General features: G+C 39.8%; 24 protein-coding genes and 10 tRNA genes. 26 read left to right on the forward strand and 8 right to left on the reverse strand.

Annotation, left to right across the window (positions count from 1 at the left end; all coding sequences use genetic code 11):
- On the forward strand, positions 1-1,410 hold the full coding sequence (locus AOG27_RS10615) for a UvrD-helicase domain-containing protein (protein WP_054553001.1): 1,410 nt from the start codon (positions 1-3) through the stop codon (positions 1,408-1,410).
- A gap of 126 nt (positions 1,411-1,536) precedes the next feature.
- On the opposite strand, the gene AOG27_RS10620 is transcribed toward AOG27_RS10615, so the two are convergent.
- The 3 genes from AOG27_RS10620 to AOG27_RS10630 all read right to left on the reverse strand — a co-directional run bounded on the left by AOG27_RS10620 (position 1,537) and on the right by AOG27_RS10630 (position 3,274).
- Positions 1,537-1,773, reverse strand: a complete 237-nt coding sequence (locus AOG27_RS10620; RefSeq protein WP_054553002.1) for a hypothetical protein — start codon at positions 1,771-1,773, stop codon at positions 1,537-1,539.
- 744 nt (positions 1,774-2,517) lie between these two features.
- Complete coding sequence (locus AOG27_RS10625; RefSeq protein ID WP_054553003.1) at positions 2,518-2,910, reverse strand: hypothetical protein; 393 nt, start codon at positions 2,908-2,910, stop codon at positions 2,518-2,520.
- Positions 2,911-2,959: 49 nt separating this feature from the next.
- Entirely contained in the window at positions 2,960-3,274 is a 315-nt protein-coding gene (locus AOG27_RS10630) for a hypothetical protein (RefSeq protein ID WP_054553004.1), read from the reverse strand.
- 108 nt (positions 3,275-3,382) lie between these two features.
- Here AOG27_RS10630 and AOG27_RS10635 point away from each other — a divergent pair, with 108 nt between their 5' ends.
- Complete coding sequence (locus tag AOG27_RS10635; RefSeq protein WP_054553005.1) at positions 3,383-3,715, forward strand: hypothetical protein; 333 nt, start codon at positions 3,383-3,385, stop codon at positions 3,713-3,715.
- Positions 3,716-3,932: 217 nt separating this feature from the next.
- On the opposite strand, the gene AOG27_RS10640 is transcribed toward AOG27_RS10635, so the two are convergent.
- A tRNA-Pro gene (locus AOG27_RS10640) sits at positions 3,933-4,009 on the reverse strand.
- Between the two features lie 105 nt (positions 4,010-4,114).
- Complete coding sequence (locus AOG27_RS10645; protein WP_054553006.1) at positions 4,115-4,732, reverse strand: arylesterase; 618 nt, start codon at positions 4,730-4,732, stop codon at positions 4,115-4,117.
- On the opposite strand from AOG27_RS10645, the gene AOG27_RS10650 reads away from it, so the two are divergent.
- The 22 genes from AOG27_RS10650 (at position 4,733) to AOG27_RS10755 (ending at position 21,229) form a co-directional block, all read left to right on the forward strand.
- Positions 4,733-5,452, forward strand: coding sequence for an ABC transporter ATP-binding protein (locus tag AOG27_RS10650; protein WP_054553007.1), 720 nt, complete (start codon positions 4,733-4,735; stop codon positions 5,450-5,452). It begins immediately after the preceding gene.
- On the forward strand, positions 5,442-7,943 hold the full coding sequence (locus tag AOG27_RS10655; protein ID WP_054553008.1) for an ABC transporter permease: 2,502 nt from the start codon (positions 5,442-5,444) through the stop codon (positions 7,941-7,943). Before AOG27_RS10650 ends, AOG27_RS10655 begins: the two co-directional genes overlap by 11 nt.
- Positions 7,944-8,081: 138 nt before the next feature.
- Positions 8,082-8,606 carry a crossover junction endodeoxyribonuclease RuvC gene (gene ruvC / locus AOG27_RS10660; protein ID WP_054553009.1) on the forward strand — a complete coding sequence of 175 codons (525 nt, stop codon included), beginning with the start codon at positions 8,082-8,084 and terminating at the stop codon, positions 8,604-8,606.
- Between the two features lies 1 nt (position 8,607).
- Positions 8,608-9,228, forward strand: a complete 621-nt coding sequence (gene ruvA, locus AOG27_RS10665; protein ID WP_054553010.1) for a Holliday junction branch migration protein RuvA — start codon at positions 8,608-8,610, stop codon at positions 9,226-9,228.
- A 7-nt stretch (positions 9,229-9,235) separates the two neighbouring features.
- Positions 9,236-10,240: a Holliday junction branch migration DNA helicase RuvB gene (gene ruvB, locus AOG27_RS10670; protein WP_054553011.1), complete on the forward strand. Its 1,005-nt coding sequence runs from the start codon at positions 9,236-9,238 to the stop codon at positions 10,238-10,240.
- A 941-nt stretch (positions 10,241-11,181) separates the two neighbouring features.
- Positions 11,182-11,886: a protein TolQ gene (gene tolQ / locus AOG27_RS10675; protein WP_054553012.1), complete on the forward strand. Its 705-nt coding sequence runs from the start codon at positions 11,182-11,184 to the stop codon at positions 11,884-11,886.
- Entirely contained in the window at positions 11,873-12,298 is a 426-nt protein-coding gene (tolR, locus tag AOG27_RS10680; protein ID WP_054553013.1) for a protein TolR, read from the forward strand. The genes tolQ and tolR overlap by 14 nt, the downstream gene beginning before the upstream one ends.
- A 1-nt stretch (position 12,299) precedes the next feature.
- Positions 12,300-13,238, forward strand: a complete 939-nt coding sequence (gene tolA, locus AOG27_RS10685) for a cell envelope integrity protein TolA (RefSeq protein WP_054553014.1) — start codon at positions 12,300-12,302, stop codon at positions 13,236-13,238.
- A gap of 9 nt (positions 13,239-13,247) precedes the next feature.
- Positions 13,248-14,606, forward strand: coding sequence for a Tol-Pal system beta propeller repeat protein TolB (gene tolB, locus AOG27_RS10690; protein ID WP_054553015.1), 1,359 nt, complete (start codon positions 13,248-13,250; stop codon positions 14,604-14,606).
- 34 nt (positions 14,607-14,640) lie between these two features.
- Positions 14,641-15,183 carry a peptidoglycan-associated lipoprotein Pal gene (pal, locus tag AOG27_RS10695; RefSeq protein ID WP_054553016.1) on the forward strand — a complete coding sequence of 181 codons (543 nt, stop codon included), beginning with the start codon at positions 14,641-14,643 and terminating at the stop codon, positions 15,181-15,183.
- A gap of 12 nt (positions 15,184-15,195) precedes the next feature.
- The gene (gene ybgF, locus AOG27_RS10700) at positions 15,196-15,957 is read left to right on the forward strand and encodes a tol-pal system protein YbgF (RefSeq protein ID WP_054553017.1); all 762 of its coding nucleotides are present in this window, start codon (positions 15,196-15,198) and stop codon (positions 15,955-15,957) included.
- Positions 15,958-16,125: 168 nt separating this feature from the next.
- A tRNA-Lys gene (locus tag AOG27_RS10705) sits at positions 16,126-16,201 on the forward strand.
- Positions 16,202-16,264: 63 nt separating this feature from the next.
- Positions 16,265-16,340 (forward strand) — tRNA-Lys (locus AOG27_RS10710).
- A 55-nt stretch (positions 16,341-16,395) separates the two neighbouring features.
- Positions 16,396-16,471, forward strand: a tRNA-Lys gene (locus tag AOG27_RS10715).
- A gap of 55 nt (positions 16,472-16,526) precedes the next feature.
- Positions 16,527-16,602 (forward strand) — tRNA-Lys (locus AOG27_RS10720).
- Positions 16,603-16,658: 56 nt separating this feature from the next.
- Positions 16,659-16,734 (forward strand) — tRNA-Lys (locus AOG27_RS10725).
- Between the two features lie 57 nt (positions 16,735-16,791).
- Positions 16,792-16,867 (forward strand) — tRNA-Lys (locus AOG27_RS10730).
- Between the two features lie 51 nt (positions 16,868-16,918).
- A tRNA-Lys gene (locus AOG27_RS10735) sits at positions 16,919-16,994 on the forward strand.
- A 51-nt stretch (positions 16,995-17,045) separates the two neighbouring features.
- Positions 17,046-17,121, forward strand: a tRNA-Lys gene (locus AOG27_RS10740).
- A 129-nt stretch (positions 17,122-17,250) separates the two neighbouring features.
- Complete coding sequence (gene nadA / locus AOG27_RS10745) at positions 17,251-18,291, forward strand: quinolinate synthase NadA (protein WP_054553018.1); 1,041 nt, start codon at positions 17,251-17,253, stop codon at positions 18,289-18,291.
- Positions 18,292-18,443: 152 nt separating this feature from the next.
- Positions 18,444-18,531 (forward strand) — tRNA-Ser (locus AOG27_RS10750).
- Between the two features lie 988 nt (positions 18,532-19,519).
- Entirely contained in the window at positions 19,520-21,229 is a 1,710-nt protein-coding gene (locus AOG27_RS10755; RefSeq protein ID WP_054553019.1) for a hypothetical protein, read from the forward strand.
- 114 nt (positions 21,230-21,343) lie between these two features.
- Here AOG27_RS10755 and AOG27_RS10760 read toward each other — a convergent pair whose 3' ends face one another.
- Positions 21,344-21,868 carry a carboxymuconolactone decarboxylase family protein gene (locus AOG27_RS10760; RefSeq protein WP_054553020.1) on the reverse strand — a complete coding sequence of 175 codons (525 nt, stop codon included), beginning with the start codon at positions 21,866-21,868 and terminating at the stop codon, positions 21,344-21,346.
- A 229-nt stretch (positions 21,869-22,097) separates the two neighbouring features.
- Between AOG27_RS10760 and AOG27_RS10765 the strand changes: the two genes are divergently transcribed.
- A complete protein-coding gene (locus AOG27_RS10765; RefSeq protein WP_054553021.1) occupies positions 22,098-22,982 on the forward strand; it encodes an AraC family transcriptional regulator in 885 nt (294 codons plus the stop codon).
- 27 nt (positions 22,983-23,009) lie between these two features.
- On the opposite strand, the gene AOG27_RS10770 is transcribed toward AOG27_RS10765, so the two are convergent.
- Together AOG27_RS10770 and AOG27_RS10775 are read right to left on the reverse strand one after the other, a co-directional pair.
- A complete protein-coding gene (locus AOG27_RS10770; protein WP_054553022.1) occupies positions 23,010-23,408 on the reverse strand; it encodes a DUF2750 domain-containing protein in 399 nt (132 codons plus the stop codon).
- Between the two features lie 85 nt (positions 23,409-23,493).
- Complete coding sequence (locus AOG27_RS10775; protein ID WP_054553023.1) at positions 23,494-24,075, reverse strand: TetR/AcrR family transcriptional regulator; 582 nt, start codon at positions 24,073-24,075, stop codon at positions 23,494-23,496.
- 200 nt (positions 24,076-24,275) lie between these two features.
- Here AOG27_RS10775 and AOG27_RS10780 point away from each other — a divergent pair, with 200 nt between their 5' ends.
- Positions 24,276-25,319, forward strand: a complete 1,044-nt coding sequence (locus AOG27_RS10780; protein WP_054553024.1) for an alkene reductase — start codon at positions 24,276-24,278, stop codon at positions 25,317-25,319.
- Positions 25,320-25,371: the final 52 nt, after the last annotated feature.

Consider the following 25,371-nt stretch of genomic DNA (forward strand, 5'->3'; position numbering starts at 1 on the left):
ATGATAAAAACTGTACTCAATAGCGGTAATGGAGCGGTAATAGCGCCAGCGGGTTGTGGCAAAACTCACCTTTTAACAGAGATTTTAGGGCAAGCTCTCCCTGCACCATATCTGGTTCTTACTCACACCACCGCAGGTGTAGCAGCGCTAAAAAAGCGGCTAACAAAACTTAAAATTCCTACTAAAAATTGTGTTATTACTACAATTGATGGTTGGTGCATTAAGTTTGCTAATTCCTTCAATAATTCTTGCCCGATTCAATCTAGTGTCGATGTACCTGGAAAGTTCTATCCTGAGCTAAGAAAATCGGTTGTAAGTTACTTAGCCTCTGGTTCAGTCAATGAAATCATTATTTCTACATACTCAAGGCTATTAGTTGACGAGTATCAAGATTGTGATTTTGATCAGCACAATATTATTTGTACTTTGTCGAACATATTGCCAACAACAGTGTTTGGCGATCCAATGCAAAGGATATTTAACTTTAGAGGAGTGAAGCTTCCCTATTGGGAAACTGAAGTTTTAGTCAACTTTCCACTTATCTGTGAGTTAAACACGCCTTGGCGGTGGGCAAATGCTGGTACTAGCCACTTAGGAAGTTGGTTATTGGAAAGTCGTAACCAACTAGCAAAAGGAAACAAAATAGATCTAACTACCTGTCCAAATTATATATATTGGAAACCGCTAACAGGTGACCACCGAGCAGATCAACAGCAGCAGGTCGATTCACAGTATGAAATTAGAAAGAACAATAATGACTCTCTTTTGATTATTGGAAATCCATATCGAGCTGAGTCTCGCCATAGCTTCGCTAGCTCAGTTAATGGTGTTGATGTTGTTGAAACTGTTGATTTGAAGGATGTAATCTTCTTGGCAAATATTTTGGATAATTTCAAAGGAGAAACTAGTTTAGAACAGTTTTTGACTGTTATTACAACAATGATGTCAGGTACAGAGAAGGCAAAATTAAAACAAAGAGCAGAATCAATCACTAATGGTCGAAATCGAACTCCAGCCTCTGCCATCGAATTAGCGTATATCCAAATGCTTGATTCGTTCTGCCCTGAAGTAGCTAATTCATTAGTCCTTGCGCTAGAAGAGTCGGAAAATACCAGAGTCTTTCGAACATCAGCTTTCAGTGCTGTCAAAGAAGTGTTGCAACTAAAAGTTTCTAACCCTGCCTATACTTTTATTCAATCGGCAGAAGTAGTTCGTGAATCGAGAAGGCATAATGGTGAAAACAGAGTTCCCAATAGAGCAATAGGAAGTACACTGTTGCTGAAGGGCTTAGAATCAGATCATGTTTTAATTCAAAATGCTGATGATATGAATAGCCAAAATTTATATGTGGCTTTGTCTAGAGCAGTTAAATCTATAACCGTTTTTGCTCGCTCACCTATTGTTGGTTAGCTTTAGTAGAATTAATAGTGAAAAGCTATCTACTCTAGCTTACTATTGTACAAAAATAAGTTAGACATAGCGGCACAGCTACTTGGCTAAAAATTATAAGAAAAGCGCCCATTTGGGCGCTGAGTATTACAGGTATTTTTCTCTTAAGCTCAATTCTACATAGCCTAAAATTTCTGCAAATATGAATGCGATAATAAGTCTTGCGTATCCATCGATACCCGAGAATGAGTAACCTGATGCAGCTTTGTAGATTGAAAAATAATCCACGACCCAAAACCCAACTGCAATAACCACAAATATATAAATTACATTCACGATAACTCGAACTAAATCTAGAACGAATTTTAAGTTTAATGTCTTCACACAGTTCCTCCTGTTTTATGTACTGTGCAAATACATAAGTTTGATAGGTGAGAAATCTAGGGAGAAAAGCAGGCACATGCTGCCTGCTTCTCTCTTTTATTGCTCTGTCATTCATCTGAGTTTGCTGCAACGCATTCGTGCAACTCACACAGCTAACTCTCCCTACAGTTAACTCTTATCGCAAACCGCTTATATATGCGAGCTGACTTCCTAAAGAAGCCAAATCTAGGTCCTCCGCCAGGGTGCGGTGGTAACGACATTTGCTAAGTGATGATTGAGCGTCCTGCTTATTTCAGTATGTCTCGCATTATTAAGTAAGAAATAAACAAGCAAAATAAGTGTGTCTATTACCAGTTTATTGATGTGATTTTTTGGTTAGTTATTTTGTTAGCGTCGCTATTCTCTGCTTGAGCTAGCATGTCATTGAATAATAGAGATGGCATTGGTAATGCTCTATGGCTGTATAGTGAAATCATGCTGTGATTGCGATGTGTTATAGTTAATTACTAGCAAAAGTAGCGAGATATATTTTTTTCTCGCTTTGAATAGGAGAAGTACTATGAACTTTCAGATTGAATACTTAACTTTTCTGGTCCCCCTATCAATGATGATTGGCGGCGCTATTTGGGTATATCTAGATAATAAAAAAGTGAATGCCAACGAATAGTATCATAGCAAGTAAGGGCATAACGTTATCTGATATTAATATGTTCAAGAAAAAGCGACTCTTGCGAGTCGCTTCAATTAACCATCATTTTCAATGATTGTGTTCCAATGCCACTGCGCTAATTCGAAGAACAAATCAGGCGGCAGTAAAAAGAACTGTTCAAATTCATCAGCCCAGTGCTCGCAGAAATCTTTGATTTGATCGATGTAAAAGATGAGTATGCGATACATACCGTTCCCTTCAAGATACTGGCTTTCAAGACTATGCTCTCGAGCAATTGACTTACTAACACTGACCCCGACGACTTTTCCAACATCATCACGATGTACGTATATGTATTGTGAAAAGTCTAACTCAAGCCTGTCTTCGTTAGTGACATTTGCAAGCCAAAGGCTCGTCGATGCGTCTTGAAAAGGTGACTTAGACTCTCTTGTGTACTTTCTGACAATTTGAAGTTTTGTTTGACTCATGTTTATCTCCTGTATGTACTTAAAGATAAACATGTTCACTGCAAGCGAATTAATGCGAGTTATCGAAGTCAAATTCCAACTGACGTTCATCAACAAAGCCTTCACTATCACCAGCGTCATTACTCATTAATAAGTTAGTGTTGCTACAAAGCAGTAATAATAGTGACCTTAGAAGAGGTAACTGTTCATAGCTAAAACTAATTTTGTAGCTACTCGAAAAGCTGTGAAATAACAGCTTCTCTATATCAAAATTATCTTCTGTAAAGTTTAAGTCATAAATAGCGTCATACTCTTGATAAAGGCACTGACTAACTTTCTCTAAAAAATCGGCCGCTACAGCAGCATTAAATTTGTCATTTTGCATTTCGTTTACTCCGTGTAATTAAAATTACAAATAAGAAGCGGCAAACCATGCAAATTTTGCATAAGTAGCTCGTATTTATTTTCGAAGACAAACTTTTTGGAGATGAATATGACTAACTCAAACGTTGTGGAACTATTTCAGAAGCGTCCTGCAGTTGCTAATGATGAAGAATATATTGCTTTATATGAGCAAAATAATGATTACATTTATTACGTAAGAAATTATGTAGCTCAGCAAGAGTTTATAGTTGTTAGCGACTCTTTTATGCAAGCAATACCTGAGGAGATGCGCCCAGCTACGAACGTGTTTTTCAGTTGTAATTTCTGCTTATTGAAACAGTTCAAGCAATTGGTGCAATCGCATATTCTCAACACTGGACAATTTCTTTATTTTTATCATTTGTTTGATAAATCAGTTAACGCGTTTTTTGACTCGTTATGACTTAAAGCCAGCTCTGCTGGCTTTTTTAATGAATAAGAGTGCTCTAAAAGCCCTGTTTGGGTTTTAAGTTATCATTAGAAAAAGTTATTTGATTTACGTGCTAGAAAAGGGAAATTTCACAATTGCTAATGCAAAACTAATACAAAACTTTTACAAATCAGCAGTTTCTAATATAAAAGTGATTATGTATATCTGTTTGATATAAAAGGGGAAAAGATGGTCGGCATAGCAGGATTTGAACCTGCGACCCCTGACACCCCATGACAGTGCGCTACCAAGCTGCGCTATATGCCGACGTTGCAAGCCATAGTACGGCTTTTTTTATAAAAATCAATATCTCTGCAGTTCGATTGCCTGTTAATTGTTCAGGCAATCGGTATTAAATCAATGGGCTAGAGGTTAATCTAGCCAATCGTTGATCGTTTTGTACATAAAGTCGCGTATTAATGGTTGAGCATCGGCATTAGGGTGCAGGTTATCGTTTTGCATAAGTTCTGGACGGCCTGCAATGCTCAGCATGAAAAAGGGCATGAGCTCAGAATCTGTTTCATCGGCAATGGTTTTAAAGCTATCGGTGAAAAGTTTGGTATAACGCGGGCCATAGTTTGGTGGAATTTGTACTTCCATTACGGCGGTTTTCGCCCCAATTTTTTGGCTTTTTGCAATTAAATCACGTAAGTTAGCTTGCAGGCGTTTAATAGGGAAACCTCGTAAACCATCGTTTCCTCCAAGCTCAATGAGTACATGAGTGGGTTCAAATTCGCTCAGTAACGCGTCGAGTCGTCTTAGGGCACCGCCTGTGGTTTCACCGCTAATACTGGCGTTTACTAGGTATACAGATTGGTCTTTTTCATCGTACTTATCTTGTAACAATTTAACCCAGCCTTGCTCTTGTTTAAGTCCGTAAGCGGCGCTTAAACTGTCACCTAGAATTAAAATTGTGTTGTCAGCTGCTGCCGTAAGTGGTTTGATTACTAACAGTAAAACGAATATAAAACGTAGGATTGGATGCATCATATGTCAGCGCTTTCTCAATTAAACATCATTCAAGTTAAAGGACTTTCTAAAACGGTCACCACGGTTGAGGGCGACCTGACCATCCTCAGTGACATCAGCTTTAATGTCAAGTCGGGTGACTCAGTTGCTGTAGTAGGCACCTCAGGTTCGGGTAAGTCTACTTTATTGAGTTTATTGGCCGGCCTTGACCAATCTACCGGTGGTAGTATCCATTTAGATGGAGCCGCATTACACGAATTAGATGAAGAAGCACGCGCAGCACTTCGCGCTGAAAAAGTAGGTTTTGTATTTCAGTCTTTTATGCTTGTACAAAGCTTAACAGCCCTTGAAAACGTAATGCTTCCCGCTGAACTTGCAGGAAGCAAAGACGCTAAACAACAAGCCCTAGAGCTACTTGAAAAAGTAGGCTTAAGCCATCGTGTGGGTCATTACCCATCGCAATTATCTGGTGGTGAGCAGCAACGTGTAGCAATTGCTCGTGCATTTATAGGCACACCGAAAATCTTATTTGCCGATGAACCATCAGCAAACCTTGATAGCAAAAACGGTAAATTAATTGAGTCTTTATTATTTGAACTAAATAAAGAGCACGGCACGACACTTATTTTAGTAACCCATGATGAGCAGCTTGCACAAAAGTGCCAGCAAATTTTACATATTGAAGCAGGGCAGCTAGTAACTGTTAAAGAAAACGAAGGAGTGCAAGCGAATGTGGGCTAAATTAGCACTAAAACTGTTTTCACGTGAGTTTAAGCGTGGCGAATTAACAGTGATCAGTGCAGCAATAGCCTTAGCTGTTCTCACTGTTTTAACACTGTCTATGGTTACCGACCGAATTGGTCAAAGTATTGAAGAAAAAAGCAGTGCCTTTATTGCCGCTGATCGCGTTTTAGCAAGTAACCATACTTTACCTGCTGAGTTTTTAGAACAAGCCAACCAAGAAAACTTACGCACCGCAAAAATAACCTACTTCGATACCATGTTATTTGCCGGTGACGAAATGCAGCTTGGCTCGGTTAAAGCGGTATCAAACACTTATCCGTTAAAAGGTGAGTTAAAAGTAAAAACCAGCCTGACTGGCCAACCAGAAGTAACAACCGAGATCCCAAGCCGTGGTGAAGTATGGTTAAGTGAATCGGTGTTTTATGCGCTGAATATTAAAGTGGGCGATAAAGTAGAGCTTGGCGCAGCTACGTTTACGGCTAGTCATGTTGTAGCTGAAGAGCCAGATGCGCCGTTTAATGTGTTTTCGAGCAGCCAGCGGATCTTGATCAATGAAGCAGACATTGCTGTAACCGAGGTAATTCAGCCGGGCAGCCGGGTGTTTTACCGCCAACTTTATGCTGGCGACAAAGACAACTTAGATACCTTTTATGCTTGGTTAAAACCACAAATGAAAGAAAACCAGCGTTGGTATGGTGTTAAAGATCGCCAGTCACCTATTTCTAATAGTTTAAATCGTGCCGAAAGCTATTTATTGCTAGCTGGTTTACTTGGGATTATTTTAGCTGCCGTTGCTATTGCGGTATCGGCAAAACGTTATTGTGAGCGTCAGTACGACCCAGTTGCTATGATGAAAACGCTTGGCGGTAGCCGCGCTATGATCCGTAAAATCTATTTATTACATTTGAGCCTTGTATGTTCAATGTCGGTGATAGTCGGTTTACTGATTGGTTATGGTTTACAAGCGATTGCCACTGATTATTTAGCACAAACCATGGGTTCAGCACTGCCAAGTGCATCGGCAAAACCTTGGATCATTGCGATTAGCACGGGTGTGATTTGTGCGGTTATGTTTTCAATTAAACCGCTACTCGATTTATTTGATATTCCGCCGCTCCGTGTGCTTCGCCGTAACTTAGGCGACCGTTTATTAGTAAGTAAAGTGCACCTTACTATGTCGGCGCTTACTGTGTTTTTACTGATGTGGTTATTTAGTAACAACCTCAAAATTAGTGCAATTTTATTCCTTTCGACGGCATTTTTAATTGCGGTGTTATTTGGTTTATCAAAGGTTATTTTTGGTGGTGGCCGCAAACTTGGTTTAAGCCCGGGCAACAGTTGGTCATTGGCGATTGCGTCAATTCAAAAGCGTGCCAATGTGAATGCGGTACAATTAATTAGCTTTGCTTTGGCTATCAAGCTATTACTGTTTTTAATTGTACTTAAGAACGACATGATTTCGGATTGGCAGTCGCAGCTTCCTGAAAATGCCCCTAATTCATTTTTAGTGAACATTACTGAGCAAGAGTTAGAGCCTATTACTAGCTTCTTAGCGCAAAACGATATGCCAACGTCTGATTTCTATCCGGTTGTTCGTGGCCGTGTAAATGCCGTAAATGGTGAGTTGGTTGCCCGCGAAGTATCGCAAGAAGACAACGAAAAGAAAGACGAAGAAGCCCGCTCTGGTATTGGCCGTGAGTTAAACCTAACTTGGCGTAAAGACTTACCAAATCAAAACGAGCTTATCGACGGTACATGGTTTAGTGAAGACTCAGTAGCCGAGGCATCGGTCGAAGAGTCGATGCTTGAGCGCCTTGATGTAAAAATAGGCGATACGCTTACTTTCTTAATTGGCGCGCAGTCGTTTGACGCAAAAATTACCAGTGTACGTAAGGTTAATTGGACCACGCTTAAACCTAACTTCTTTATTATTTTAAGCCCTGATGTGCTAGCGAGTTTCCCGGCTACTTATATTTCTTCAGTGAATGTAAAAGCAGAGAAAAAACGTGAGTTTAATGAGCTAATGCGTCAATACCCAACGGTTAACGTGATAGATGTTGAAAGCTTCATTAAACAAATTCGCTCAACCATAGAGCAAGTATCGTTAGCGATTGGCTTTGTACTAGCGATTGTGGTTGCCTGTGGCGCTTTAGTACTTATTTCACAAGTACAAGCAAGTTTGGGTGAGCGAATGCAAGAGATTGTTATTTTGCGAACTTTAGGTGCGAAAGGGCGCTTAATTAAAAATGCCACCTTATATGAGTTTTTATTATTAGGCGTTACTGCAGGTTTAGTCGCTGCCATTGTCAGTGACATCGCTCTGTTAATAGTGCAAAAACAAATGTTCGATTTAGCAGGTAAGTTCCACCCTCATATTTGGGTTATTGGCCCAGCAGTCGGGGGCTTATTTGTGGCATGTTTAGGTTATTTGATGATAGCGCGCACAATGAGAAAAAATACCCAAGGCTTATTACGCTCGCTCGCGTAAATGTCTTAATTAAAGGTTGACTATAAAATGCTCGCAATTGCGGGCATTTTTTATGAATTGCAATTGGCTACTGGTAATTTATACAGTGCTCTGGCATTATTAACCGCAGATAATAATGATAATAGACGGTTCAGTTAGTTGGCGATTATTTTAGGGATTGATCCTGGTTCACGATTAACAGGGTACGGCGTGATTGCTCACCAAGGTGCTAAGTTCACTTATTTAGGCAGTGGCTGCATTAAATTGGCCGATCACGATTTTCCGATACGCTTAAAAATGATTTACCAAGGGATCAGTCAATTGGTAGAGCAATTCTCCCCAGACAGTTTTGCTATCGAAAAAGTGTTTATGGCACACAACCCAGACTCAGCGCTTAAACTCGGTCAAGCACGTGGCGCTGCTATCGTTGGTGCTTCAATGGCAGAGCTGCCAGTTTATGAATATTCAGCTCGGCAAATTAAGCAGGCCGTTGTAGGTAATGGCGGAGCCGATAAGTCTCAAGTACAGCATATGGTTAAAAACATTTTAAAGCTGCCAGGTACCCCTCAAGCCGATGCCGCAGATGCTTTAGCAATTGCTATTTGTCATGCACACTCAGAACAAAATTTAATAAAACTTGCGGGCAGTGCGAGCAAAACCGTAAGAGGACGATTAAGGAAGTAATATGATTGGTCGATTAAATGGCTTACTTGTTGAAAAGCAGCCACCAGAAATTCTTATCGAAGTAAGTGGTGTAGGCTACGAAGTACAAATGCCCATGACTTGCTTTTATGATTTACCGGCAGTGGGTGAGCAAGCGATTATTTATACCCATTTTGTGGTACGTGAAGATGCCCAGCTATTATTTGGCTTTAACAACAAAACCGAACGCGCTTTATTTAGAGAGCTTTTAAAAGCCAATGGTGTAGGGCCAAAGCTTGGTCTAGCTATTTTATCGGGTATGTCGGCGCAGCAATTTGTTAGTTGTGTTAATAATGAAGATGCGACCACACTGGTTAAACTACCGGGCGTTGGTAAAAAAACGGCTGAGCGTTTAGTGCTCGAAATGAAAGACAGGCTTAAAAATTGGGGTAATGACTTATTTACACCATTTAGCGATAATGCCGTCATTGAGCCATCAAGTGATGATACCCTAGTAGCAAATAATGCTGCTGATGATGCTGTATCAGCACTTGTGGCATTAGGCTATAAGCTACCGCAAGCACAAAAAGCGGTTAAAACAGTGAACAAACCAGATATGACGACCGAGGTTCTAATTAAAGAAGCTCTAAAATCAATGTTGTGAGTAAACCATGATTGAAGCAGATCGCTTAATAGATGCGAGTGAACAAAGTAACGAAGACAGTGTTGATCGTGCCATACGACCAAAACTGTTAACCGATTACACAGGCCAGCCGCATGTTAAGCAGCAAATGGAAATTTTTATTGAGGCTGCTCGCCATCGTGGCGAAGCGCTGGATCACTTATTAATATTTGGTCCACCGGGTCTTGGTAAAACCACACTTGCAAACATTGTTGCCAACGAGCTTAACGTTAATATTAAAACAACGTCGGGGCCAGTGCTTGAAAAAGCAGGGGATTTAGCCGCACTTTTAACGAACCTTGAAGAAGGTGACGTACTGTTTATTGACGAAATTCACCGTTTGAGCCCGCAAGTCGAAGAGATTTTGTATCCAGCAATGGAAGATTATCAGCTGGATATCATGATAGGTGAAGGCCCTGCAGCACGTTCAATCAAGCTTGATTTGCCACCATTTACTTTAATTGGTGCAACAACGCGTGCAGGCTCACTCACCTCACCACTTAGAGACCGTTTTGGCATCGTACAGCGATTAGAGTTTTATTCAGTTGAAGACCTCTCAAAAATTGTTGCTCGCTCAGCAAGCTTTTTAGATTTAACCATGTGCGATGAAGGCGCTACAGAAATCGCCAAGCGCTCACGTGGTACACCGCGCATAGCGAATCGTTTATTACGCCGCGTTCGTGATTACACCCAAGTGAAATCAGACGGTAAAGTGAATGCTACAGTTGCCGAGCAAGCCCTCGATATGATTGATGTCGATAAAAGCGGTTTTGACTACATGGATAGAAAATACTTGCTAGCTATTATCGAAAAATTTATGGGCGGCCCCGTTGGCCTTGATAACCTAGCGGCTGCAATTGGCGAAGAAAAAGAAACCATTGAAGATGTGATAGAGCCGTTTTTAATTCAACAAGGCTTTATACAACGCACCCCACGCGGACGACTTGTTTCAGACATTGCCTACCTGCACTTTGGATTAACGCCAGAAAAATAACTAAAAACCCCGCGGTTAGTTACAAGCTTTAAGCTATAAGTATCAAGCAGCTCGAAAGGGCTGCTTTTTATCGAGATAAATTGCTTGTATCCAACGGGTAAGTAGATTTTTACCGCTTACCGCTTACCGCTTACCGCTTACCGCTTACCACTGGGTTGTTGTCTCATTTTAACATCTGTAATTCACATGCTGTTAAGTTATCGATAGGTATTCTCATTGACGTTTGTGTAGGCAAAAAAAAGCCCGCATAAGGATGCGGGCAAACAACAAGTTGAAGGAAGTAATCCAGGGAACTACGGTCTACTTAAAAAAGGTTTTATCCAGATCTAAGCAAACCTAGTGCAATACGAATTTTCATATTGCTAAAAACGGAGCTTAATGAAAGAAACTTTCATGAGGTTGCTAGCTCGGTATAGGTAAATAATACGCAATGATGGATTTTTCTTCAAACTAGAAAAATTTTATTTTCAGATAAAAAAAACTAATGCGAGTATATTTTTTAATTGTTTTCTTTTTGTTCACATTGTGAATATATTAATTTTAAGTTTATGAATGGGAAGGTTTTTATAAATTTTAAGAACTTTATTCAGGATTAGTTTAAGTATTCTGTAGTAGATTCGTAAAAGTGCTTTTGGGTGTTTATGCGTTATTTATGAATAAACGCCGAGTTTTTGGCTGTTTTGGTTGCTTTTTAGTGTCACTGTAATGACTTATTATTAAGGTGAAAATATGCATAATTGTATTGATAAAACCTAATATGGCTAAAAAATAACTAAGCAAATTGCTTTTTACCGTTATTTGCCGCTAATTCACAGCAAGAGCGTTGTCAGTTCACAGCTGACTAGATACACTAGATGTAACTTTTGGCCGCCTTTGTGGTCAATAAATACAAGTGTAAAAAATATAACAAATTACATAGAAATCTATTTTAGGAGTTTAACGTGGGATCAGGGCTTAACTTTTTAGATCTTATTCTAGAAGCCAGTGTACTTGTCCAGCTAGTAATGTTGGCATTAGTCGGTATGTCGGTAATGTCATGGGCAATTATCTTTCAGCGTAAAAAAGCGATTTCTGATGCACTTAATGGCGCAAAGCGCTTTGAGCAGAAGTTTTGGTCGGGTATTGACCTAAGTAAATTATACAACGAAGTATCAGCGCGTCCTGGTGGCGCATCAGGTGTTGAAGCATTATTCGTTGCAGGTTTTAAAGAGTTTGCACGTCATAAGAAAAATTCACCACAAAGTGCAAGTATTGTTATGGAAGGCACACACCGTTCAATGCGTGTTGCTTTATCGCGTGAAGTTGAAAAGCTTGAGTCAAGTTTATCGTTTTTAGCAACAGTGGGTTCTATTAGTCCTTACATCGGCCTGTTTGGTACGGTGTGGGGTATTATGAACGCATTTATCGCATTAGGTGAAGTTAAGCAAGCAACGCTACAAATGGTAGCGCCAGGTATTGCTGAAGCACTAATCGCAACAGCAATGGGTTTATTTGCTGCAATTCCAGCTGTTATTGCTTACAACCGTTTTGCAAACAAAGTAGAAAAGCTTGAAGGTAATTATATTAACTTCATGGAAGAGTTCGCCAATATTTTACACCGCCAAGCTGCTGCGCAAATAGAGGCTAAAGCGAATGTACCAGCGTAAGAAACGTCGCCCAGTAGGTGAGATAAACGTAGTTCCTTACATTGACGTAATGTTGGTACTACTAATCATATTTATGGCAACTGCGCCACTTATTACTCATGGTGTAAAAGTAGATTTGCCAAAGATGGAAGAATCGGATCTTGTTGATACTAAAGACACGCCTCCAATTATTGCGTCAATTGATGCTGAAGGTAAGTACTATGTAAGTATAGGTACAGATCCTGAAGCACCAATGGAAGCGTTGGATGTTGCTGCAGTGATTAAACTTCAGCTGCAAAAGAATCCAGATACGCCAGTGATGATCAAAGGTTCGGGCCGTGTTTCTTATCAAGAAGTACTGCTACTCATGGACTTTTTGAAAAATGCCGGTGTGCCTTCAGTGGGTTTAATGACCGAATCATTTGAGGGTTAGTATGCGTGAGTCATTAATCAAATCGATTCTATTACATCTGGGTATTATTGGTTTTTTAATTGGATCAGCTAGTTTTCATTTACCTACTCCTAAGGTAATGGAAGTAACTTTGAATCCAGCTATGCCTGAGCCAGAAAAGGCTGTTTCAGCAGTTACGGTAGACCAACAAAAGGTTGAACAAAAAATTGCTGAGCTAAAAAAGCAAGAAGAAGCGAAAAAACAAGCTGAAGCAAAGCGTCTTCGTGATCTTGAACGACGTGCCAATGACGCGCGCAAGCAACGTGAAGCGGAAGACCGTCGTCTTAAAAAGCTAGAACAACAGCGCCGCGCGAAAGAGAAAGAAAAAGCAGAAGCCGAAGCACAAGCGAAAAAAGCACGTGAAATTCAGCAAAAAGAACGTGCTAAAGCGCAACAAGCTGAAAAGCAAAAGCAAGAAGCTGAAGCAGCAGCAAAAGCTGCAGCAGAAAAGCGCAAAGCTGAAGAAGAGGCGTTAAAGAAAGCGGAAGAAGAGCGTAAGCGTAAAGCTGCCGAAGCAGAAGCTGAACGTAAACGCAAAGAAGCCGAAGCCGAGCGTAAACGCCAGCAAGCATTGCAAGAGCAAATGTTGCAAGAGCAGTTAGCTGCTGAGCAAGCTGCACGAAATAAAGTTCGTCAACAGCAAATTGTAAGTGAAGTCGACAAATACAAAGCCTTAATAATGGCACGTATTCAGCAAACTTTACTTATCGATGAAAAGATGAAGAATAAACAATGTCGTGTAAATATTCGTCTTGGCTTTAATGGCTTAGTAACACAAGTTAAGTCATTAGGTGGTGATAAATTAGTGTGTGAAGCTGCGCTTCGAGCTGTTCGTATGGCAGATACACTCCCGGTATCACCTGATAAAGACGTATTTGAGCAACTTAAAAATATTAATTTAACAATCAAGCCAGAATTCTAAAGGAATGATATGTTCAACCAGATAAAAACAGCATGTTTTATTGTATTACTGGGCTTTCATGGCATCGCCAGTGCTGCACTAGAAATTGTTATTACCGAAGGTGTTGATGGTGCACGTCCGATTGCGGTTGTGCCATTTCAATACAATGGGGTTGGCCCCATCCCTGAAAAGTTAAGTACTGTTATTGCAGCAGACTTAATGCGTAGTGGTAAATTTAAACCTATTGATGTAGCAACAATGCCTCAATTACCAGCAACTGATACTGACGTTGACTATGCTGCATGGGTTAATAAAGGTGTTGAAGCCGTTCTTGTTGGTCAAGTTGAACAACAGCCAGGTGGACGTTACTTAGTTAAGTATGAGCTTATTGATGTTATTCGTGGTCAGATCACGGGTGGTCAAACACAGATGATGAGTAACGGTAAGTTAGTTAAAAGCCAAGACCATATTCTTGATGCAAGAGAAAGTGTAATAGCTGAAACGGGTTTCCGCCGCTACGCTCACCGCATCAGTGATGTTGTATATGAAGCTTTAACTGGCGAAAAAGGTGCATTCTTAACGAAGATTGCCTACGTTATTGTGAGAGAAAATCAGGCAATGCCTTATCAGTTAGTCGTTGCTGATTATGATGGTTTTAATGAGCAAGTATTACTTCGTTCTAAAGAGCCATTAATGTCACCGGCATGGTCACCAGATGGTACTAAGCTTGCGTATGTAACATTTGAAAATCGTCAAAGCCAAATTTACATTCAAGATTTATACACGGGTAAACGTGAGCTGATCACAAGTCACCCTGGTATTAATGGTGCGCCACAGTTCTCACCTGATGGCAAAAAGCTACTATTAGTGCTCTCTAAAGACCGCAATGGTGCAACAGAAGTATATGTTTTAGACCTTGCAACTCGCAAAGAAAGACGCCTTACAAATCACCGTAGTATAGATACTGAACCATCTTGGTTCCCTAATGGGCAAGATATTGTGTTTACGTCTGAAAGGGGTGGTAATGCCCAGATTTATAAGTTAAATTTGCAAACTGGTAGGTCAAAACGCATGACGTTTGACGGAGATATGAACCTAGCAGGTTCGGTTTCTCCAGACGGAAAAGAATTAGTGATGGTGAACCGTACCAACGGTCAATACCATCTTGCTAAGAAAGAGCTAGCTACAGGTGCGTTCCAAGTATTAACTAGAACACGCCTTGATGAATCGCCGAGTATCGCACCAAACGGCTCGATGATTATCTACAGCACGCTTCATAATAATAAACAGGTGTTGGCGTTAGTTTCTATGGATGGTCGCTTTAAAGCACGCTTACCTGTGCTAGACGGACAAGTTAAGGCACCGGCTTGGTCGCCTTATTTACAGTAATTATACTGGTTTACTCAATATAGGAATCAATTAAATGCAACTTAATAAAACTTTAAAAGGCCTGCTAATTGCTGTGCCAGTGATGACATTAGCGGCGTGTAGCTCTTCTTCAGGTGTTGATGAAGGTGCTGCAAACCAATCTAACCAAGGTATGGTTGAGCAATCAAACAACACTGATACTGTTGAAGTTGCAACGCTTACTCCAGAGCAACAAGCTGAAGAAGCACTTCGTGAAAAATACGAAGCGTTACGTCAAGAGCAAATCATTTACTTTGGTTTTGATAACGCAAAAATCCAAAGCAAGTATGCTGAACTATTACAAGCACACGCTGAATTCTTAGTACAAAACCCTTCAGTTAAAGTACTAATCGAAGGTCACGCTGATGAGCGCGGTACGCCTGAGTACAACATCGCACTAGGCGAGCACCGTGGTCAAGCAGTAGAAAAATACTTACAAAGTTTAGGTGTTTCTGCTAGCCAAATGTCAGTAGTGAGCTATGGTGAAGAGAAGCCAATGGTTAAGTCTCGCACTGAAGAAGCGTTCGCGAAGAACCGTCGCGCAGTATTAGTTTACTAATAAAGAGTCATTATGAAGCCGAAAATTATTTTGGCAGCAATGATCTTAAGCGGGAGCACCCAGTTATGGGCTGCTCCCGCTCCTGTTTCAGAAGCTGCAAGCTCGCAATCGAGCATTGAGAAGCGTTTAGTCGCTTTAGAAAACATGATGAAGTCACGTAATTTATTGCAAGCTGAGCTTCAGCAGCAGCTTAATATTTTACAAGACGAAGTGAGCCAAGTACGTGGTATTACAGAAGAGCAAAGCTATAAGCTTGAAAAAGTACTGCAACGTCAGCGTGAGCTATATCAAGAAATTGAGAACCGAGTTAGCCAAGCTTATAGCCAGCCTGCTGCAACACAAACTCAACCTACAAATACTTATACAGATGTAGGTGCATCACAGGCAATCAGTTCAGACTTATCTGAAAACGAAGCTTATGAGCGTGCAGTGGCGTTAATCATGAAAGATAAACGTTATGAGCAAGCAATTCCTGAGTTTCAAGCATTCTTAACGACATACCCAAATTCAGTGTATGCATCTAATGCGCATTATTGGTTAGGTCAGCTGTTAACTATTCAAAACGATCAAGCAGGTGCGACTGAGCACTTTAAAGTTGTTGTGAATGAATACCCTAATTCTAATAAGCGCCCAGATGCAATGTTAAAGTTAGGAAACTTATTAGCGGATCAAGGTTTAGGCGAGCAAGCCCTTAAAACCTTTAATGATTTAATTAATCAGTACCCAAGTACTACCGCTGCTAAATTAGCCACAGAACGTCTGTCGCAAATGTAGATTTGACCTGATTAGACTGCTTTTTGACATAAGCGGTCTAAAATTAGGCAACTAGACATAAAAACTTAAAAAAAGAGATATTTTCTGTTGCACTCAGCATTTAAATAAGTATTATAAGCGCCCGCAGCAGGCGATTGGTAACAACAGCCAAAATGCGGAAAAAAGAGCGGGTCATTAGCTCAGTTGGTAGAGCAGTGGACTTTTAATCCATTGGTCGATGGTTCAAGTCCATCATGACCCACCATTCTCTTTGAATGGTAATCTTTAATCGACGGATTTACGTATAGCTTTTATAAGCAATTAGAGCGGGTCATTAGCTCAGTTGGTAGAGCAGTGGACTTTTAATCCATTGGTCGATGGTTCAAGTCCATCATGACCCACCATTCTTTGAATGGTTCTATATAGGCGGATTTACGCAGCTTTTATTAGCATCAGAGCGGGTCATTAGCTCAGTTGGTAGAGCAGTGGACTTTTAATCCATTGGTCGATGGTTCAAGTCCATCATGACCCACCATTCTTTGAATGGTTTTATATCGGCGGATTTACGCAGCTTTTATTAGCATCAGAGCGGGTCATTAGCTCAGTTGGTAGAGCAGTGGACTTTTAATCCATTGGTCGATGGTTCAAGTCCATCATGACCCACCATTCTTTTGAATGGTCTTAAATCGGCGGATTTACGCAGCTTTTACAAGCATCAGAGCGGGTCATTAGCTCAGTTGGTAGAGCAGTGGACTTTTAATCCATTGGTCGATGGTTCAAGTCCATCATGACCCACCATTCTTTTGAATGGTCTCATATCGGCGGATTTACGCAGCTTTTTATAAGCAACAGAGCGGGTCATTAGCTCAGTTGGTAGAGCAGTGGACTTTTAATCCATTGGTCGATGGTTCAAGTCCATCATGACCCACCATTCTTCGAATGGTCTTATATCGGCGGATTTACGCATCTAAATATCCAGAGCGGGTCATTAGCTCAGTTGGTAGAGCAGTGGACTTTTAATCCATTGGTCGATGGTTCGAGTCCATCATGACCCACCATTTTTCGAATGGTCTCATATCGGCGGATTTACGCATCTAAATATCCAGAGCGGGTCATTAGCTCAGTTGGTAGAGCAGTGGACTTTTAATCCATTGGTCGATGGTTCAAGTCCATCATGACCCACCATTCCTGATTTATCTTTTCTTTCTAAGTTATCCTTTATTTATCTTAACAGCTCACAGCAATACTGTTCTTTAGCTTAAGATTCTCGTATAATTCGCGCCATGAATGCACTGTGGACTAAGTGGTCGAGAAATGAGTCTAGCTGAACAAATTATGCCTGAAGATTATATCTTCCCTCCAAAGCCAGCTCCGTTATCAAAAGACGAGCAAGTTGAGTACAAGGCACGTATCAAACAATTATTAAAAGACAAGAACGCGGTTCTTGTTGCCCATTATTACACTGATCCTGAAATTCAAGCACTAGCTGAAGAAACAGGCGGTTGTGTTGCTGACTCGCTAGAAATGGCGCGTTTTGGCGCTAAGCACGACGCAGATGTAATTGTGGTAGCCGGTGTTCGCTTTATGGGCGAAACAGCAAAAATCCTAACGCCAAATAAAACAGTTGTTATGCCAACGCTTGCTGCAACCTGTTCATTAGACGTAGGTTGCCCAATTGAAGAATTCTCAGCGTTTTGTGATCAGCACCCTGATCGCAAGGTAGTAGTGTATGCAAATACATCAACCGCTGTTAAAGCGCGTGCAGATTGGATTGTTACTTCTTCATGTGCCCTAGAAATCGTTGAGCATCTTGATGAGCAAGGCGAAAAAATCATTTGGGGTCCAGATAAGCACTTAGGTTCTTACATTCAAAAGAACACAGGTGCAGACATGATCATGTGGAATGGCGCCTGTATCGTTCATGACGAGTTTAAAACCAAAGCACTTAAGGATATGAAAGCCTTACACCCAGATGCGGCTGTATTGGTTCACCCAGAGTCTCCTGCGGAGATTGTAGCCTTAGCTGATGCGGTTGGTTCAACAAGCCAACTTATCAAAGCAGCGCAAACTATGGACAACAAAAAGTTCATCGTAGCGACTGACCGAGGTATTTTCTACAAAATGCAGCAGTTATGCCCAGAGAAAGAATTCTTTGAAGCACCAACAGCAGGTGAAGGCGCAACCTGTAAAAGCTGTGCGCATTGCCCGTGGATGGCAATGAATGGCTTAAAAGCGATTGAGGAAGCACTGACAGACCCTGAAGGTAAAGAAGTGTTTGTTGATATGGACTTACGCGAAGGTGCATTAAAGTCGCTTAACCGTATGTTAGATTTTTCAGCAACGCTTCAACGTTAAGAACGAGATATCTATATACAAAAGGCAAGGTGTTTACCTTGCCTTTTTTGTTTGATTACTAATCACTTAGCAGCACAATTTTAAAAAGCCCTTGCGTCTGTAGGGTTGTTTTCATACTATAACGCCGCTGCTAAACTCTAAGCAGCGCCTTAGGTGACGTGTCCGAGTGGCTGAAGGAGCACGCCTGGAAAGTGTGTATACGGCAACGTATCGAGAGTTCGAATCTCTCCGTCACCGCCATCCTACCTCAAAGTCTTTTATCCTGTGATGTCCCAAGCTTGTTTGCTGGCAGGGAGAATTACTCCATCTGAAGTCTGGTACAAAAGCTTGATTTAGATAGGCTTACTGTGCTATTTGCTCAATTATAGGCAAAAACGAGTTTAAAGAATCTTTAGATCATATTTGTCTAACTTAAGGCAAAAAATATGTATATAAAGTATGGCTAGTTTAACCAACCTGCTAGTTTAGAAATTCTTATATAATCATCTCAAAGCCAAAATTCAGATTTCTTCAATCTAAACTCGTTTAAATATTTGTCGTAAATCAAAATTATGGTTTTAAATGCTGTCACCTCAGTTGAAGAGTTAACTATGTCATGAAATGACTTCCCTGTGCCCCAGCCACTACTGAGATTAAGAACAAAGCCGTCATGCTCAACTGTAATATTACTAGCTAAGAATCCCCCATGTTCACTACTGTTTAGCTTACAATTTTCAAATTTGTAATTGCGCTTTTTAAGCTCATATCAATTCCTTGTATTAAAGCTATTTTAATTGCTTGAATAATAGCATGATTTTTAATAACTACATCTAAGCGGTGCTGAGTATTATACCTAGAGCTTTATAATTTTGGTGCATAACATCGCCAAAAAAGACAGAATATTCTCATGATTAATGTAGAGTTTCTGTATGAATAAAAACTCGTAGTTACCCATTGATGTTAGTCTCGCATCTTTAAATTTGTACATAAAGGGGGAACCAAAAATTTTTTGAGTTACAGTTAAAACTAACAATAAATAAAGTTATTGATAAATTAAAAATTATTGATGCGAACCTAAAGCTAATACTTAAAGGGGGATTCTTTAGCAGTGTTTCACTTTATTAGAAAGTCTCATAGTTGACTTACTAAAACCATGTTAAGAAACAGGCTTCAAGTTTAATTGAAAATAACTGATAATACTTTGATATATTTTTTTCTAAAATTTTGAACTGTAAGAAAGGGGTTAATTTTGAAAGGGAATTTGGTAAGTACTATTTTCACTATCATTGGTACTGTCTTGTCGGGCTATCTATTATATTATTTAACTCAAGACAAAATTGAACTTGAATACTATCTAAGTGAGCCTATCCCATTAATAATTGATAAGGGCGAGGTAAAAGAAAGCGTTCAGCAATTAACAGTAATAAATAGCGGTGATGTTGCTATTGATTCTATAGGAATTAAAATTACCGGAAAAATTAAAGAAGCCAATGTAATTAAGAACTTTGTAGATGATAAAGTTGTACAAAATGTTGCAGATACTTTTTTTCAGGCACAATATCCTAAACTCCCCCCCAATTCAAAATTCAGTTACACCATTAAATCAACAGTTGGTGGGATCACAAGTAAGCTTATTGATATTTCATACCCAAAAGGTAAAGCAATAAATGCTTTGGAGCCTGCCAATAGTTCAAATGCTACTATTTTGATATATGTATTGTGTAGTGTTGGCTATTTAATTTATATAATTATTTCGACCTTCAAAGGACATGTATTTAGAAAATTACAACTTAGTAGTTATGATGGTATTTTGACCGTATTGAATGAACCCAAGCCTTTTTATGTGAATCAAAAAGATTGGGATGAAGCGAGAAGGTCCTTTATAAAAAGCAAAAGAGATATCAAAAATTTTCATTGTAGTAACCTACAAGAACATGAAAGTTTTAAAATTTTAAATTCTTGTAAGCCAGAACATGTATCCGATTTTGAATGGAGTTTAATCATTGATACGATGGCAAGCCACTACGAAGATTTATTTTTGTATAAGGTAAAAGTTAGTACTGATTCAGATAGCTTAGGTAAAATTCTTAATATAACAAAGCCGATAAATTTTATAGAATCAAAGTGGATTGAATTGAACCATACAGCTTGTAAAGAGCTTTTTGCCGTCAATAATCTAGAGAAGTATTATGTAAATGAAAATCCAGCATCTGTTGCTAAAATTTTAAGAAAGCCCCCACCTAAAAATGTTGAAAGTGAAGTTTGGCAAGATTACATACAAGCATTGAAGCTTAAGTACTTTACTCTTATTTTATTAAATATATCTGAAAAGCTATATCCTCACACCACAGAACTGAGTGATTTTGATTTAGATTTGAATTTGCTGGAAAAACGCGAAAAGGAGAAAATCGAGCATTTTGTTTATAAATTGAAATTGATGAATATAAGACAAATTATTTCCATCTACGATGCAAAATCATTTATTGATAAAAATACGGACTCTGATGCAATTCGCATGATGACGGGCACAAATTATGACTTTTTGAATGATCAAGATCGCTCTAAAATGGAGGAAATAGCAAATGCTTATATCGAACTTGATAAAAACACAACTCTCTATGAAAAACTACTTTCTAATATTGAATCTATTTTAGGAGGCTCTAATTTAGGAGAAAAGCCAGAAGAGTTAGACGATGATAGTTGGTCAAAACTTAAAGAAATTGAGGAGAAAATTATTACAAAATCTTATGATAATATTTTGGATAGAAAACAAATTGATATTGATAAATCTGAAATATCTAAGATGCAAGCAAGAGTTGTTAAGCAACTATCAATAATTAGCAATGTATTTAGTAAACCAAACTCTGTTTTGGAAATAGAGGATTATGACAACCCATTTGCTGAAGGTAACTACCGTAACTTGAAGAAAGTTGCTGAAATAATCGAACAAAGCCGTTGATAAGTTAGTCACACAGCTTTGTTCGATGATTTTCAGAAGTTTTGAATGATAAATACTTCAAAAGCTTATGTGATTTGTGGCGGAGGATCTCCTCGTCACCGCCATTTCTTAAATTTACCCCACCATAGCAAAGTGTTTTTCAAGATTACATTTGGCGCGCATTGCTATGTGGCTACTGACTTTCCTTGCAAGTTCTATCACTAATAATTCAAGTTGTTCACGGCTATAACCAAGTAATACACAGCGTTTAAGTTGCTCGCTAACTAAGCTGCTGGCATCGTCTAATGCAAATAAAGCGCCTAAAGAGGCAAGCTCAAAAACTCGGTTGTTTTGCTGTTCTATGCCAAAAGGTAGTTGGCCAAATGTGAGTGCGGTTTTTAGCTGCTGCTCTGTGCGTTTGATAAGCAACGCATTTGAACCTTGAATATTATCAAGTGACTTTAAAATCTCTAGCGCCAGCAATGCTTTTGGCACCCCTGAATACACACTAATATGCGGTAAAATATCACACAACTCTTGCATTGAAACACCATCATTCAATGCGTGCTGACATGCTCGTTTTAACAAAGGCTTGTCAAGAACGGTGACCAAAGCAGCGATCGCGACAAACACAAATAAATCCGTGTTGTTATGGTTCATAATATCTCTTTTGATTTTAGGTATTGAATATATTGAAGTTTTGTAGCAGTTGCTGATTACATAGAGCATGCAATCGAAAAATTGAAAATACATTATGGTCGATGATGGCTATTTCTGCTTGCCATAAATGATTTAATTTTTGCCTAAAATAACGAACTGTTACCTAAAATGGTCCTAACCTTAAATTACGGTGATACACTTAATTGAGTATTTATGTGAGGTAATCTAAATGCGTCAGGCATTAATAGAAGCAGTGAAAGCAATAGCGATTGCAGACGGTAATTTTGAAACAGGGATTCCAGAATTATTGGTGTTCAGACGAAGCGAAGTTTCATTACCGATGGCCTGCGTGTATGAGTTAGGGCTGGGTATTAGCTTGCAAGGTGCAAAGCGAGTTGTGTTGGGTGAACATAGTTATGATTACACTGACGGGCAATCATTGGTGACCTCAGTCGATGTGCCTGTTGCCTCGCATATTACTCGTGCTAGTAAAGAGCAGCCATTTTACGGACTTTACTTGCGTTTAGATGCTCATGAAATCAGTCACATTGTTGCTGAAATGGATTTTGCCGGGCAAGACAAGTTTCCTAAGCACCAAGCTATGTCGGTGGTTGATACTGATAATGGTTTGCTTGACGCTTTACTAAGGCTGATTCAACTCGACAATGAACCTCAATTAAAAGCTAATCTTGCGCCACTTATTAAAAAAGAAATTATATTGCGTTTGTTAAATAGCCCGCATAGCCCTTATTTAAGGCAAATTGTGATGTCTGGCTCAGCCCATCAAAAAATCGCTAAGACCTTGTGTTGGTTAAAAGAAAACTTTAGCAGTCAATTTTCAATTGATGATTTAGCCCGTGATGCACACATGAGCCCGTCGACATTCAGACTGCATTTTCGTGATGTAGTAAAGATGAGCCCGTTGCAATACGTAAAAAACTTACGGCTACAAGCGGCAAGACAATTAATGCTGAATGAGCGAATAGATGTAGGCTCTGCAGCTTTAAAAGTGGGTTACGAGAGTCCATCGCAGTTTAGCCGCGAGTACACACGCTTTTTTGGCAAGCCACCGATTAAAGATATTTCAGCACTGCGGTTACAACAAATCGCATAAAAAAGGGAGCGCTTGGCTCCCTTACATTTAAAATCGTCTTTTTGGTATTCTCAGTTGTGAGTCAAACTCATCGGGGAATAAAATTGTGCCGTCGTCTTGGTCTGTTGGAAATACAGCAATAAGTAAGTCATCTTGCTCAAGACCAGGTGTCCAGCGACTTAACCAATCTTTTACAGGGATGGCTTTTGGTGTGCAACCTTGCCACTCACCGGTTGCCCAGCTTTGGGCAAATTCGCGGCTAGGCCATACAGGCACGCAGTCGTCATCTTCGTTTGAGAGCATGACGCAGCCATGTTCATCATTGAGGATCCACACTTGTTTAAACTCTTGTACCGTTTCAAACATATAAGCGAGTCGTTTCTTTGCGCCTAAGGCGAGTACAGCATCAAATTCAGTTTCAACACGTTTAGCAGTTGCATTATTCATGACAGGCTCACTCTTTTAGTTATACACAGCTACACCTTAATCATAAGGTGATAAATTAATATGACAAGTAAAGTTAATAGCTAAATTAATTTACTAATGCAGCAAATAGATCGTCAGCAAGTTGTTGCAGAGATTTAGGGTCTTGATTTGTCAGGGCATAGGTACGAATACCGTATATGCCCATCACTAAAAAGCGCGCCAACTGTTGCGCTGACTTGCTACTTACAAATTCGTTGTTATCTAGGGCTTTTTGAAGTTGCTCGGCGAGGGCATGCTCGTATGCATTAAGGTTGCTACGCAGCACAGTGCAAATTTGTGGGTCATTGCCTTCAACCTCAGAAATACTCTTTGTAAGTAAGCATACTTTAGCTACTTCACCTTCAATACACTCATCAACAATCACAGTTAAGTAATGTTTAAGAGTTGATAAAATTGATTGTTGGTCATTAAAAAGGGCAGTAAATTGTTGGTTTCTGTCTTTTTGATATTGCTCGGTGGCGGCTAAAAACAAGCCTTTTTTGTTGCCATAAGCCGCGTAAATAGAACCCGGGTGAAGGTGAGTCACTTCTTTTAATTTTTGCATACTGGTCTTCGCATAGCCATATTGCATAAAAGCATGCATGGCTTTGCGTAGTACAAATTCAGTATCAAATTCAGCAGTTCTCATTAAAGCTCCTCACGGTATAAAGTGCCAACCCGCAATAATACTTAATCATTGAGAGGGTTACTGCCTCAAAATAGACTACTTAATTAAGCGAATTGGAATATACAAAGTTTACGTAATCTTGAACGATTATTCAAAATAAACCTTGAAGTATGTTTGTTTCACCCTTATCTTGAATGTATGTTCAAGATAAGGATAAAACCATGACAACCGATTTACTTTCTCCGTTTAAACTAAATGACAGCATTGAGTTGCAAAACCGTGTACTAATGGCACCCCTTACACGCTGTATGAGCGACGATAATCTCGTACCTACCCAAGCAATGGTTGACTATTATGCGCGCCGTGCTGATGCGGGCTTAATTATTAGCGAAGCAACGATTATTCGCCCAGATTCACAAGGTTATCCAAATACACCAGGTCTATTTACTAGCGAACAAATTCAAGGTTGGAAGAAAGTCACCGATGCTGTGCACGCAAAAGGTGGCAAAATGTTTGCTCAGCTTTGGCACGTAGGTCGTGTTGCTCATCCTCACTTTTTTGGTGGTGATGTACTGGCACCATCAGCAATTGGTGTTGAAGGTTCGGTACCGAGAATGCGTGAGTTAACTTACGTTACTCCAAAAGCGGCAACCATCGAAGACATCCAAGGTTTAATTGCTGACTACGCAAAAGCGGCGGAAAACGCTATTGAAGCGGGTTTTGACGGGGTTGAAATTCATGGTGCGAATGGTTACTTAATTGATCAATTCTTACACTTTGCTGCCAACCAACGTGAAGACCAATACGGTCAAACACCAGAAAACATGTCACGTTTTGCTCTTGAAGTCGTTGATGCAGTAGTTGCAGCAATTGGTGCAGATAAAACTGCATTACGTTTATCGCCAGGAGCGTATTTTAATATGACCGAAAGTGACGGTGATAAGGCGGTATTTGATTATCTATTGCCAGCCCTTGAAACGCGTAATCTTGCGTACTTACATGTTGGTATTTTTGATGACAGCATGCGCTTTGCAAGCTTAGGTGATAAGTCAGCATCTGAATATATGCGCGGTGCGTACAAAGGTACCTTAGTCGGGGTAGGTAGCTATAGCTTTGAGACAGCTAATCAAGCTATTGATAATAACCAATTTGACTTAATTGCGATTGGTCGCCCATTCATTGCGAACCCAGATTACATCAGTAAAGTTAAAAATGGTGAAGCGTTAACACCATACAGCGACGAAATGCTGGCTGAACTGATTTAAGCAAACCTAATAATATTGTCCAACCAACAAGCGCTCAGTTAATTTAACTGGG

Origin of the sequence: Pseudoalteromonas lipolytica, assembly GCF_001306915.1 — a bacterium.
In the GTDB taxonomy this organism is placed as follows: Bacteria; Pseudomonadota; Gammaproteobacteria; order Enterobacterales; family Alteromonadaceae; genus Pseudoalteromonas; species Pseudoalteromonas simplex.

Bases quoted from the DNA above. Each gene is read 5' to 3' on its own strand.
- AOG27_RS10615 (WP_054553001.1), top strand. From the start codon at position 1: ATGATAAAAACTGTACTCAATAGCGGTAATGGAGCGGTAATAGCGCCA.
- AOG27_RS10625 (WP_054553003.1), bottom strand. From the start codon at position 2,910: ATGAGTCAAACAAAACTTCAAATTGTCAGAAAGTACACAAGAGAGTCT.
- AOG27_RS10630 (WP_054553004.1), bottom strand. From the start codon at position 3,274: ATGCAAAATGACAAATTTAATGCTGCTGTAGCGGCCGATTTTTTAGAG.
- AOG27_RS10635 (WP_054553005.1), top strand. From the start codon at position 3,383: ATGACTAACTCAAACGTTGTGGAACTATTTCAGAAGCGTCCTGCAGTT.
- AOG27_RS10645 (WP_054553006.1), bottom strand. From the start codon at position 4,732: ATGATGCATCCAATCCTACGTTTTATATTCGTTTTACTGTTAGTAATC.
- AOG27_RS10650 (WP_054553007.1), top strand. From the start codon at position 4,733: ATGTCAGCGCTTTCTCAATTAAACATCATTCAAGTTAAAGGACTTTCT.
- AOG27_RS10655 (WP_054553008.1), top strand. From the start codon at position 5,442: ATGTGGGCTAAATTAGCACTAAAACTGTTTTCACGTGAGTTTAAGCGT.
- ruvA (WP_054553010.1), top strand. From the start codon at position 8,608: ATGATTGGTCGATTAAATGGCTTACTTGTTGAAAAGCAGCCACCAGAA.
- ruvB (WP_054553011.1), top strand. From the start codon at position 9,236: ATGATTGAAGCAGATCGCTTAATAGATGCGAGTGAACAAAGTAACGAA.
- tolR (WP_054553013.1), top strand. From the start codon at position 11,873: ATGTACCAGCGTAAGAAACGTCGCCCAGTAGGTGAGATAAACGTAGTT.
- tolA (WP_054553014.1), top strand. From the start codon at position 12,300: ATGCGTGAGTCATTAATCAAATCGATTCTATTACATCTGGGTATTATT.
- tolB (WP_054553015.1), top strand. From the start codon at position 13,248: ATGTTCAACCAGATAAAAACAGCATGTTTTATTGTATTACTGGGCTTT.
- pal (WP_054553016.1), top strand. From the start codon at position 14,641: ATGCAACTTAATAAAACTTTAAAAGGCCTGCTAATTGCTGTGCCAGTG.
- ybgF (WP_054553017.1), top strand. From the start codon at position 15,196: ATGAAGCCGAAAATTATTTTGGCAGCAATGATCTTAAGCGGGAGCACC.
- nadA (WP_054553018.1), top strand. From the start codon at position 17,251: ATGAGTCTAGCTGAACAAATTATGCCTGAAGATTATATCTTCCCTCCA.
- AOG27_RS10760 (WP_054553020.1), bottom strand. From the start codon at position 21,868: ATGAACCATAACAACACGGATTTATTTGTGTTTGTCGCGATCGCTGCT.
- AOG27_RS10765 (WP_054553021.1), top strand. From the start codon at position 22,098: ATGCGTCAGGCATTAATAGAAGCAGTGAAAGCAATAGCGATTGCAGAC.
- AOG27_RS10770 (WP_054553022.1), bottom strand. From the start codon at position 23,408: ATGAATAATGCAACTGCTAAACGTGTTGAAACTGAATTTGATGCTGTA.
- AOG27_RS10775 (WP_054553023.1), bottom strand. From the start codon at position 24,075: ATGAGAACTGCTGAATTTGATACTGAATTTGTACTACGCAAAGCCATG.
- AOG27_RS10780 (WP_054553024.1), top strand. From the start codon at position 24,276: ATGACAACCGATTTACTTTCTCCGTTTAAACTAAATGACAGCATTGAG.